Annotated in this window: 14 protein-coding genes; 3 read left to right on the top strand and 11 right to left on the bottom strand. The window is 65.7% G+C overall.

The genetic code is table 11. The features are described from left to right. Nucleotides 1-357: 357 nt before the first annotated feature. The 5 genes from rpsN to J7E80_RS15545 form a co-directional block, all read right to left on the bottom strand. Complete coding sequence (rpsN, locus tag J7E80_RS15565) at nt 358-663, bottom strand: 30S ribosomal protein S14 (RefSeq protein ID WP_003798555.1); 306 nt, start codon at nt 661-663, stop codon at nt 358-360. Between the two features lie 4 nt (nt 664-667). Next, nucleotides 668-835, bottom strand: a complete 168-nt coding sequence (gene rpmG / locus J7E80_RS15560; RefSeq protein WP_078026306.1) for a 50S ribosomal protein L33 — start codon at nt 833-835, stop codon at nt 668-670. Continuing rightward, nucleotides 835-1,071, bottom strand: coding sequence for a 50S ribosomal protein L28 (gene rpmB / locus J7E80_RS15555; RefSeq protein WP_003798559.1), 237 nt, complete (start codon nt 1,069-1,071; stop codon nt 835-837). Before rpmB ends, rpmG begins: the two co-directional genes overlap by 1 nt. A 445-nt stretch (nt 1,072-1,516) precedes the next feature. Further along, nucleotides 1,517-2,278, bottom strand: a complete 762-nt coding sequence (locus J7E80_RS15550; protein ID WP_215053108.1) for an SGNH/GDSL hydrolase family protein — start codon at nt 2,276-2,278, stop codon at nt 1,517-1,519. 86 nt (nt 2,279-2,364) lie between these two features. After that, the gene (locus J7E80_RS15545; RefSeq protein WP_215053106.1) at nt 2,365-2,853 is read right to left on the bottom strand and encodes a MarR family winged helix-turn-helix transcriptional regulator; all 489 of its coding nucleotides are present in this window, start codon (nt 2,851-2,853) and stop codon (nt 2,365-2,367) included. A 186-nt stretch (nt 2,854-3,039) separates the two neighbouring features. Here J7E80_RS15545 and J7E80_RS15540 point away from each other — a divergent pair, with 186 nt between their 5' ends. Beyond that, on the top strand, nt 3,040-3,342 hold the full coding sequence (locus tag J7E80_RS15540; protein ID WP_215053104.1) for a YciI family protein: 303 nt from the start codon (nt 3,040-3,042) through the stop codon (nt 3,340-3,342). A gap of 71 nt (nt 3,343-3,413) precedes the next feature. Here the strand turns inward: J7E80_RS15540 and J7E80_RS15535 are convergent, their stop codons facing one another. The 6 genes from J7E80_RS15535 to J7E80_RS15510 all read right to left on the bottom strand — a co-directional run bounded on the left by J7E80_RS15535 (nt 3,414) and on the right by J7E80_RS15510 (nt 9,640). Further along, nucleotides 3,414-4,247, bottom strand: coding sequence for an SGNH/GDSL hydrolase family protein (locus tag J7E80_RS15535; protein WP_311380852.1), 834 nt, complete (start codon nt 4,245-4,247; stop codon nt 3,414-3,416). Nucleotides 4,248-4,322: 75 nt separating this feature from the next. Then, nucleotides 4,323-5,330 carry a siderophore-interacting protein gene (locus J7E80_RS15530; protein WP_215053118.1) on the bottom strand — a complete coding sequence of 336 codons (1,008 nt, stop codon included), beginning with the start codon at nt 5,328-5,330 and terminating at the stop codon, nt 4,323-4,325. An 83-nt stretch (nt 5,331-5,413) separates the two neighbouring features. Then, nucleotides 5,414-6,241: an ABC transporter ATP-binding protein gene (locus J7E80_RS15525; protein WP_215053102.1), complete on the bottom strand. Its 828-nt coding sequence runs from the start codon at nt 6,239-6,241 to the stop codon at nt 5,414-5,416. 1 nt (nt 6,242) lies between these two features. Beyond that, on the bottom strand, nt 6,243-7,385 hold the full coding sequence (locus tag J7E80_RS15520; RefSeq protein ID WP_396020786.1) for a FecCD family ABC transporter permease: 1,143 nt from the start codon (nt 7,383-7,385) through the stop codon (nt 6,243-6,245). Continuing rightward, nucleotides 7,382-8,524 carry an iron ABC transporter permease gene (locus tag J7E80_RS15515; protein WP_215053100.1) on the bottom strand — a complete coding sequence of 381 codons (1,143 nt, stop codon included), beginning with the start codon at nt 8,522-8,524 and terminating at the stop codon, nt 7,382-7,384. Before J7E80_RS15515 ends, J7E80_RS15520 begins: the two co-directional genes overlap by 4 nt. A gap of 6 nt (nt 8,525-8,530) precedes the next feature. Beyond that, entirely contained in the window at nt 8,531-9,640 is a 1,110-nt protein-coding gene (locus J7E80_RS15510) for an iron-siderophore ABC transporter substrate-binding protein (RefSeq protein WP_396020785.1), read from the bottom strand. Between the two features lie 193 nt (nt 9,641-9,833). Between J7E80_RS15510 and J7E80_RS15505 the strand changes: the two genes are divergently transcribed. Both J7E80_RS15505 and J7E80_RS15500 read left to right on the top strand, forming a co-directional pair. Further along, nucleotides 9,834-10,079, top strand: a complete 246-nt coding sequence (locus J7E80_RS15505) for a hypothetical protein (protein WP_215053122.1) — start codon at nt 9,834-9,836, stop codon at nt 10,077-10,079. Next, nucleotides 10,076-10,624: a TetR/AcrR family transcriptional regulator gene (locus J7E80_RS15500; RefSeq protein WP_215053098.1), complete on the top strand. Its 549-nt coding sequence runs from the start codon at nt 10,076-10,078 to the stop codon at nt 10,622-10,624. The genes J7E80_RS15505 and J7E80_RS15500 overlap by 4 nt, the downstream gene beginning before the upstream one ends. Nucleotides 10,625-10,630 lie beyond the last annotated feature (6 nt).

Below are 10,630 nucleotides of genomic sequence, written 5' to 3'. Positions count from 1 at the left end.
CACATCCGGCACGCCAAACAACACACACCATCAACAGGCTGTTCAAAAAGGGGAGTTGCCGCCTCAGTGACCAGCTTCCCGCCGGTCCCCCTCTCGGCGACTTAGAAAACAATACACCCACCACACCCCCACCGCAAACCCACCCCAACACCCACCACCACACCCCCAAAACCCGCGTAGTTCCGCGGAAAAATGGCGGGTTGCCCGGGGAATCCCGGGTGCCGGCGTCGTACTTTTCTTTCTGTGCCGTGCGTCACCCAGAACGACGGGTCGGGCGGAACAGGCTTTAACGCAAGAAGGGCCGGCAACCATATGGTTGCCGGCCCTTCTCAAGCAGCTGGAATCAGCAGCGCTGAATTACCAGGAAGACTTGGTGATGCCCGGGAGTTCACCGCGGTGAGCCATGTCGCGGAAGCGAACACGGGAGATACCGAACTTCTGGAAGGTACCGCGGGGACGGCCGTCGATGATGTCGCGGTTACGCAGACGGATCGGGGAGGCGTTGCGGGGCAGCTTCTGCAGGCCGAGGCGTGCAGCTTCGCGTGCTTCGTCAGTCGCATTGGGGTCAACCAGGGTCTTCTTCAGCTCGAGGCGCTTTGCAGCGTAACGCTCAACGATGACCTTGCGCTGCTCGTTGCGAGCAATCTTGGACTTCTTAGCCATGTGTTTAGCGCTCCTCTCGGAATTCGACGTGCTTGCGGATCTTCGGGTCGTACTTCTTCAGAACCATACGGTCCGGGTCGTTACGACGGTTCTTACGGGTGACGTAGGTGTAACCCGTGCCCGCGGTCGACTTGAGCTTGATGATCGGACGTACGTCCTTGTCCTTAGCCACTAGAGCTTCACCCCTCGTGCCAGGATGTCAGCGACGACTACGTCGATGCCGCGTACGTCGATGGTCTTAATGCCCTTTGCAGAGACCTGCAGGGTGACATTGCGGCGCAGGGACGGAACCCAGTAGCGCTTCTTCTGAATGTTCGGGTCGAACCGGCGCTTGTTGCGGCGGTGCGAGTGCGAAATGCTGTGTCCAAAGCCCGGCTCGGCTCCGGTCACCTGGCAGTGTGCTGCCATGACGACTCTCCTCTGAAAAATGATTGAAACGGCTGGCAGAGTTCTGCGTCACCGTGCGGCAGGCGGCGTCCGCATCCAGCCCCCACGCGTTCCGGCAATCCGCAAGCTTGGAAATAGCGGCCAAAAGCCATGATTTCCGTGCTGCGGCGAAATACGATGAGCCACGGGCATCGGGCAGTGGAAGCCACCGCGACGTGCCGGGATGCTGGGCGAATACAGGAATGCACGCAACTTGAGCCCCTAACTACCGGCCATTGGGACTGTCATTACTGCCAACAGTCGCCGCCAACCGGAGCAATTGCACACGCTCCGCGCCACCTAGCGCCTACCAAGTCTACGAGACGTGCGAATTAAAGGCTAATCCGGCGGCAGAGGGTGTATAAGCCGCGGGCACTTTTCGGAGTTGACCGAGAGCCGTTTCGGCAATGCTGCTAGCCAGGCTCCGTTAGAGCCGGATGAGTTGGCCGTACTTCGGCTGAAGGTTGTCGCCCGAGGATTTGCCGGTAATCCGCCGGACGACCCAAGGGGCGGCGAACTCCCGGAGCCAGCGTGCGTTGGCCCGTATTGCCTCTCCTCGGCTGAGTTCGGGCACCGGCGTCATGGGCGGGACCTCGATCGAGTGGTCATGTTCCAGGACGGTGAGGACCCGCTTGGCCATATTCGCGTGGCCGGCAGCGGACATGTGCATCCGGTCCTTGGCCCACATTCCCCAATCGTGGTACTCGCTGAAGCGCCAGTAGTCGACCAGCAGCGCGCCGTGGTCGCCTGCGATGCCTCGGACGAGTTCGTTGTAGATGGCGGTGCGGCCGCGGGTGGTCGAGAAGATCTTGGACCCTCGTGAATCGAATCCGGTGAACATGACCAACCTGGCGCCGGTGGCGGTGAGCTTGCGGATCCCTGCGTCGTACTCCACGAGCAGATCATCAATATCGACCTTGGGCCGCAGGATGTCGTTGGCTCCGGCGTAGATGCTCACCAGTGTGGGTTTGAGTTCGACGGCGGCGTCCACCTGTTCGGCCATGATCTGGCGGAGCTTCCTGCCGCGTATGGCAAGGTTCGCATAGCCGAAGCCGGGATCCACGGCGCCGAGCTGCTCGGCCATTCGGTCTGCCCAGCCGCGGACGCCGTTGGGACGGGTGGGGTCGTCGTCACCGACTCCTTCCGTGAAAGAGTCTCCTATTGCTACATACCGGGCCGTAAAATCCATAAAACCCAGTCTGCCAGCAGTTTGCGAGCAACCAAGACTCGCGGGATTGGGCCACCTGCTTGGGCGGATACTGCTTGAGCGAACCGCTACTCGGGCGGCTGCTCCCGGAGGATCCAGTGGTTGCCGTCCAGGCGCGCCACAATCTTCTCCCCGATGCGGGCGAGGTCCGCGACGTCGCGCTCCGTCAGAGCATCGAGGAACAGGGACCGGACGGATTCCACATGCCCCGGCGCAAGCTCCACGATGGTGGCCATACCTTTTTTAGTCAGATGCGCAGTGGTCACGCGGGCGTCCCCCGGGTGCGGGCGGCGCTCCACCCAACCCCGGTTCTGGAGCTTGGTGACTACGTGGGACAGACGGGAGAGTGACGCGCTGGTGCGGGCCGCGAGTTCACTCATCGGCAGGAAGCGACCCTCGGCCTCAGAGAGCATGGCCAGAACGTGGTAATCGAAGAGCGAGAGCTTTCCGGCCGCGTGCAGCTGGGTATCCAGGGCCGCCGGCAGCATCGTGTTGATGCTCACCTGGGCGAGCCAGGCACGGCGTTCTTCGGCGTTGAGCCAGCGCGGTTCCGTCATGGGTCCATACTAGAAGAAAAAAAGATTGACAGTTCAAGCGGCGCACCGCCTTGGAAGGCCGGGACTCGGCAGTCTCCCGGCAGGGCAGTCTACCGGGCAGGCTTCCGGAGCAGGTGCGTCTCGGCTCGTGGGCCGGTGGCACTGGATGAAGAAGCCTCAGCCGCGAAGGGCGGTAGGCTGGCGGGCATGTACGTAGTTTCCCTGACCTATAAAGTTGCCCAAGACATCGTGGACTACCACCTGGACGCCCATGTGGCCTGGCTCCAGGACGCCTTCGACGACGGCGTGTTCCTGGCTGCTGGCCGGAAGGTCCCGCGCACCGGCGGCCTGCTGCTTTCCAAGGCCGACAGGGAGACGCTGGACGCCTCCCTGGCCAAGGACCCGTTCTATATTAACGGTGTGGCCGAGTTCGAAGTCATGGAATTTGCCGCGAACCGGGTGGCACCTGGGTTCGAAAACCTGCTGGATCAGCCCGCGCAGCAGAACTAGCCCACTTTTGAGACCCCCGATGCACCCTCCGGGTGTCCTGCCGGGGAGTCTTGCCCCAAAACCGGGCCGGTTCAGCGGTCGGCTTGTTCCATCAACTTTTTCAGCCCGCCCTTGCGCGGCACTTCCACGGGGTTTGGCCAGCGAGGGGTGAGCTTGTCCCCGAGCGTGACGCCGCGGAGTTTCCGGCCGAACAACGGCAGCACCCAGTCATTCACCCAGCGCCGCTGCCGCCGCTCCCAGTCGCGCAGCGTTGTCCTGGCCGGGGGCTCCCACTCCTTGAGGCTGATCTTGTGCGGCACCCCGAGGTGGTCCAGGACCTGCGCCGCCAGATATTTGTGGCCTGCCTTGGACATGTGCAGCCGGTCCGCATCCCACATCCTGCGGTCGTGGAAGGCATCGAAGGCCCAGTAGTCCACCAGCACGGCGCCATACTTGGCCGCAACGCCCCGCACCCGTTGGTTGTACGCGCTGTTCCGCTTTTTCAGCGGCTCCAGCAGCGGGGAGACCTTGACGTCGAAGCCGGTGAACAGCACCAGCGTGGCGCCTGTCGCAGCGAGACGAGCCACAAGTACTTCGTACTGGGCCATGAGCTCATTCATGTCCGTCCCGAAATCCAAGATGTCATTGCCGCCCGCGTACAGCGTGACCAGGGTCGGCTCCATGGCGAGCGCCGGTTCCAGCTGTTCGGCGATGATGTGCCGCAGCCGCTTGCTCCGGATGGCCAGGTTGGCGTACTCCCAGCCAGGCTCTGCCTTGGCGAGCTTCTCCGCCACCCGGTCGGCCCAGCCGCGCACGCCGTTCGGCAGATGCTTGCTCCGGTCCCCCACCCCCTCAGTGAAGGAATCCCCCAAAGCAACAAACACCCGCCGCCCACCGGGACTCGAAAGCAAAGGAGAACCAGTCACCCAGCGAACCTACTCATTCGAGGAGACCGTCAGGGAAATTCGGCCTTAACGTTCATTCAAAAGCCGGCGAGGATGTTACCGCTCGGCCTTGCCCTGCCGCCAGTACCCCATGAACGCGACCTGCTTCCGGTCGATCCCGACGTCCCGGACCAGATAGCGCCGCATGTCCTTGATGACTCCGGCTTCGCCCGCAATCCAGGCGTAGAAAGGCATGGCACCTGCGGGCATGGCCGGGTTCTTGGTGGCGCCGATGGCCTCCGTGTCCATTCGTGCCGGCGTTTCCCACAGGATGTCCTTGTCCACATCGACGTCTTCCGGTTCCGGGCCGGCGGCGGCGTCCGGCGACTTGATGCCCACCCAGCCCGGTACCGGCACGGCCGAGCGCACCGCTTCCTGGAGCAGCTCGCCGTGAGGCCGGGAGCGGCCGATGGAGGCACCGCGGGCCAGCCAGGTGATTTCGACGTCGGCGGCTGTCCTGAGGTCGAGGAAGTCGCCGGCCTCCGGGACCTCAAGGAGGGCGTGGCCGGTCATGTACTCCGGCAGGTTTTCCAGGATGGCGCTGATCGCGGGAACGGCAGTCTCGTCGCCCGCGAGGAGGACGCGCTGGGCGAGGCCGGGCCGCCACTCAATGCCCGAGTAGATTTCCGCCGTGACGCAGTGGGCGGCACGGTTGTTGGGGCCTATGATCGCCAGGGCATCGCCCGGCCGTGCAGTGCGGGCCCAATTCGCGGCGGGGCCGCCGTTGCCGGCAGCGTCGAAGTGCATCACGAAATCGACGTCGATCTCGGGGTACACGGCATCCAGCCGGGCCTGCCGCACCGTGTACGTGCGCATGGAGCCGCGGGTTGCCGGCTCCATGGCCAGCCACTCCTTGTACCAGCCGGTATTCTCCATCCGGAAGGACGGCAGCGGAAGCTGCGTGCCGTCCTCGTCGAGGGAAGGGATCATCAGCTTGATGCGCAGGTCCATGGTGCGCCCGTGCACGCCGAAGTCCCGCAGCGAGTAGCCGCCGAACGTAATCCGGCGGAAGTTGGGCCCGAGTTCCTGGACAGCGCTGACCGTGACGTCGAACGCGAGCGTCATCGGCTCGGTGGTGAACTGGGGCCTTGCCGCAGCTTCTCCTGCCGCGGCCTTCGTCGCGGTTCGTGCCGGGATGTGTGCTGAACTCATGAGACCAACTCCAGGGTTGTGGTTGCGGCTTTTGGGGCAGCATGGTGGCGCCCGATCGGGATGATCAGCGGGGTGCCGGACACGGGATCGGGCAGCACCCGTGATTCCAGCCCGAAGACATCCCGGACCAGTTCTTCCGTGATCACCTGCGGCGCTGCCCCCTCGGCAACGATCCGCCCACCTTTCAAGGCGATGACGTGGTCGGCGTAGCGGGCTGCCAGGTTGAGGTCGTGCAGCACGATCGCCACGGTGGTGCCCCGCAGGCGGTTGAGGTCGGTGACCAGATCCAGGACCTCCACTTGGTGTGCGAGGTCCAGGTACGTTGTGGGCTCGTCGAGCAGTAGAACGTCCGTTTCCTGTGCCAGCGCCATGGCGATCCAGACGCGCTGGCGCTGGCCGCCGGACAGCTCGTCGACATTCCGCCCGGCGAGGTCCAGCGTTTCGGTCGCTTCCAGCGCGCGCTGCACCGCGGCGTCGTCCTTCTCCGACCAGCTACGGAAGAAGCCCTGGTGCGGGTAGCGGCCCCGGCCCACCAGGTCGCGGACGGTGATGCCGTCCGGGGCGGTGGGGTGCTGCGGCAGCAGCCCGAGCGTGCGGGCAAGTTCGCGTGCCGGGCGGGAGTGGATGTCCTTGCCGTCAAGGGTGACGGTGCCGCTGGCCGGCTTGAGGAGCCGGGACAGCCCGCGCAGCAGCGTGGACTTGCCGCAGGCGTTGGCGCCCACGATCATGGTCACCCTGCCTTCGGGGATCTCGGCCGTGAGTCCGTCGACAACCCGCCGCTGGTCGTACTGCAGCGTCAGATCCTTCGCTTTGAGAACGGCCATGTCAGGCATCCTTTCGGTTGGCCGTGACCAGCAGCCACAGCAGGAAGGGGGCACCGAGGGCGCCGGTGACCACGCCAACCGGCAGCACCGTGCCGTCCAGCAGGAGAGGGGCGATATTGGCCGCGAAGTAGTCCGCGGCCAAGACGATCAGGACACCGACAAGGGCCGACGCCGGGAGGCTGGCCTTGCGGGTGAAGCGGCGGGCAATGGGGCCGGACAGGAAGGCGACGAACGCCACCGGCCCGGCGGCCGCCGTCGCCACTGCTGCCAGCGCGACGGCGGTGAGCACCACCCCCAGCCGGGTGCGGTCCACGCGGATGCCGAGTCCGGCGGCGGTGTCGTCGCCGAGGTCCAGGATGCGCAGCGTGCCGGCCAGCAGGACGGTGGCCGGCACCAGCGCCAGGAGCGCCAGGGCCAGCACTCCGGCGCGGCCCCAGCTGGCGGAGTTCAGCGAGCCGTTCAGCCAGACCAGGGCGTCGGCCGCGGTGCGGATGTCCGTGCGGGTCAGCAGGAAGTTGACCACGGCGCCGAGTGCCGAGGCGATGCCGACGCCCGCGAGGATGAGCCGGTTCCCGGCAGTGCTGCCGCGGCTGCTGCCTCCGGCTCCTGCACCGGCTCCGAGTGAGGCGCTGCGCGAGATGCCGTAGATCAGCGCCGCCACGGCAAGGGCGCCTACAAGGGCAGCGCCGGACACCGCGGCGCCCGTCGCTCCGAACACCACGATGGCCGTGACGGCAGCCGCGCTTGCGCCGTAGCTGATGCCGATGACGTCGGGGCTGGCCAGCGGGTTGCGCAGCATCGTCTGGAAGAGGCCGCCGGACAGCCCGAATGCGACGCCGATCATGGTGCCGATCACGGCCCGCGGCAGTTTGCTCTCCATCACGATGAAGCTGGCACCGGGGATTTTCTCGCCGCCGGTGACGTGGGCTGCGAGGATCCGGAAGAAGTCGGGGACGGTCACGGTGTAGCTGCCCAGGAGGATGCTCGCGGCGAAGAGAACCACGACGGCGGCGGCCAGGAGCGCTGTCCGGTTCAGGAGCTTCCGGGTCAGGAATGATGCGCGAACGGGCAGATGATGCCCTGTTTTTGGGGTTTTGAGGGCATTATCTGCCCGTTCGCGCGCGGTTGCCTGCTGGGTGATCACAGTCCGGCCCCCTTGCCGCGGCGGACGAGCCACACGAACGCAGGGGCGCCCACGAGGGCGGTCATGATGCCTGCCGGAACCTCGCCTGGGAGCAGCACCACACGGCCGATCACATCAGCGATCAGCAGCAGCGCCGGAGCGAGAACCAGCGAAAACGGCAGGATCCAGCGGTAGTCCGGACCGGTCAGGAAGCGGACGGCATGCGGAATGACCAGGCCCACGAACGCGATCGGGCCGGCGAGCGCGGTGGCCGAGCCACATAGCAGCACGATGCCCAGCGCCGTCACCCCGCGGGCCAGGCCCACGCGCTGGCCCAGGCCACGGGCGATATCGTCGCCGAGGGCAAGGCTGTTGAGGATGCGTCCGGTGAAGATCACGATCAGCGCGCCAGCCGCGAGAAACGGCAGGCCTGGCAGGACCACCGACCAGTCGCGTCCGGCGATCCCGCCCACCTGCCAGAACCGGAAGCGGTCCAGGGTGTCCTGGCTGGAAACCAGAATGACGTTCATCAGCGAGTACAGTCCGGCGTTCAGGGCAGCGCCCGCGAGCGCGAGCTTGACCGGCGTCGCACCGTCCCGGCCCATGGAGGCAATCAGATAAACGACGACGGCGGCCGCTGCGGCCCCGATGAACGCGAACCAGATGTACCCGGTCAGGGACGAGACGCCGAAGACGTAGATTCCCGTGACCACGGCCAGCGCCGCACCGGCGTTGACCCCGATGATTCCGGGATCCGCCAGCGGATTGCGGGTCACGCCCTGCATGGCAGTGCCGGCCAGGCCGAGGGCGCCGCCCGCGAGCAGCCCCAGGATTGTGCGCGGGATGCGGGCGTGGACCACGGCGTGGTCGCCGTCGGCCGGGTCGAACTGGGTCAGAGCCAGCCAGACGGTGTCCAGCGGGAGGCCGCGGGCGCCGACGGCCAGGGAAACTGCAGCGGCAAGAATAAGTACGACGACGGCGGCCAGCAGCCAGGCGGCCTGCTTCCCGAGTGCGCTGCCCCGCTGCGGAGCGCGAACCGCCACGTGCGGCCCTGTTCCGGCCGCCATGGGGGCCTCAGCTGTCCGATCGCGTGGGGTGACCCGGCCGGAGGGCGAGCCGGAAGCCGTGCCGCGGGCCGCCGTCGTCGTACTTGGTGTCATGACTGGTTACTTGACTGCGTCGGCAGCTTTACCCAGCTGCGGAAGGAACGTGTCCAGCGACCACGGCAGGCTCAGCGGGGACGAGGCTGAGATGGAGAGGGTGAGCGTGTTGTCGGAATCTGCGACCAGGGCGCCCTTCTTGATCGCGGGGATCTGGCCCAGCAGCGGATCCTTCTTGATGGCATCGCTGGTCTTGGCATCGGGAACCCAGGTCACGAAGATGTCGGATTCGAGTTCGTTGGCCTTTTCAGCGGACCACGCCACGAAGAATTCCTTGGAACCCTTCGACTTCTCCTCCACCACCGGGGCCAGCTTCATCCCGATGGAGGACAGGAAGCGCGGGCGGTTGTCGTTGGCAGTGTAGACATTGACGCCATCGCCCTTGGCGGGCTCGAGGTTGCCGTAAATAAAGCTCTTGCCCTCGATCTGCGGGTACTTGGCGGCCTTCTCCTTGATGGTGGCCTCGGTGTCGGCGATCAGCTTCGCGGCCTCGGCGTCCTTGCCGAGAGCCTTGCCGATGATGCTGGTGGAGTCCTGCCAGGAGGTGCCGTACGCAACGTCCGGGTGGGCGACCACGGGGGCGATCTCGCTGAGCTTCTTGTAATCCTCGGCGGTCAGGCCGGAGTAGGCGCCCAGGATGACGTCCGGGTTGAGCTTGGCGATCTCGGTGAAGTTGATGCCGTCGGCCTCGGAATACTGCACGGGCGCCTTGTCGGAGCCGAAGCCGGCACCGAGCTTCTCGAGAGCGGCGTCCTTCCAGGGAGTGGAGCCTTTGTCGTTGCCGCCCCACTCATTCTTGGGAACGCCCACGGGAACCACGTCCAAGGCAATGGCGACGTCGTCATTGACCCAGGACACGGTGGCGACGCGCTGGGGCTTGGCCTTGATGGTGGTCTCACCGAAGGCATGCTTGATGGTGACGGGGAACTGTGAGCTGGCCGATTCAGAAGCGGACGGATCTGAGGCAGAGGCGGCCGGGCCGGTGGAGCAGCCGGTCAGGGCAAGGGCTGCGGCAGCCATGACGGCGGTTGCCTTGCCGGCCGTCTTGAGCAGGGTGCGGCGGGTGATGGAGGCGCCGGGCACACGGCCGGAGTCGGAAGAAAGGGGGGAAACCACGAAACTCCTTAGATGAATGAAGCGAACCCGAGTAAGGCTAGCCTATCCTCGCCCGAATTAGGAAAGCTTCGCGTCACGTAATTGCCCGAGTGACATAAAAAACGCCAGTAAATCCAGGCGAACCGTGGCGAACAGCGGCTCACTCGACGGACAGTAAACACGCTTCACCCCCTGCGGCCGCCTGCCATCAGTGATGCAGGGCGCATTCCGGCGGCTGACCGCCACGCCCTCACTCCTGCCGACGTCACCGTCCTGCACATCCGACGGCGGGTGCGCTCTTCCGCTGCCCGTCGCCGACAGCGACATCGTGACTATGCTTCATCCTGTGACTCATCAGGCCATGGCGCGGAAGCTCGCCGTCGACAACCGATCCGTAACCGCAGACCACGCTGCGTCCCTGCTGGAGAAACAGACCGCCGGAGAGCCGGTGAGTGCATGAGCGGCCCGAGCCATAAGGCGATCCTCAGCGCGGCCGGGCGCCTCTTCGGCGAGCGCGGTTACCGGGCGGTGACCGTCCGGGACATCGCCGGCGAAGCAGGCGTTTCGGCTGCCCTGGTGATGAAGCTGTTCGTCTCCAAGGACAAACTGTTTGCCGCCGTGCAGCCGGACGAGTCCCTGCTCGCCGAGCTGAACGTCCCGACGTCGGAACTCGGCAGTGCGCTCGTGTTCCGTGTGCTGATGCGCCGGGAACGCGGCACGCAGGAGCCCTGGGCCATGATCCCGTTCAGCGTCCACGACTCCCCTGACCCCGAGACGGCGCGGATCGAGATGCGCGAACGCTACCTCGGCTCCGTCGCAGGGCTCATCGGGGACAGCACACCGGACCGTCGTTTCGCTTCCACCGTGACCGCCCTGATGACGGGTTTCGGGGAGACAGTGCGCACCCTCGGCCTGTTCGAAGGCTGGGACTTCGACGAGCTTGTGGCGCATTACGGGAAAATCGTCCAGGCCCAGATCGACGCGTGCGCGGCCACCCCGGCCTAGGTCTCC

The organism is Arthrobacter sp. ISL-28 (assembly GCF_018613875.1).
In the GTDB taxonomy this organism is placed as follows: Bacteria; Actinomycetota; Actinomycetes; order Actinomycetales; family Micrococcaceae; genus Arthrobacter.
Note: the sequence above shows the minus strand (reverse complement) of the source record. Positions and strands in the feature narration are given on the sequence as shown.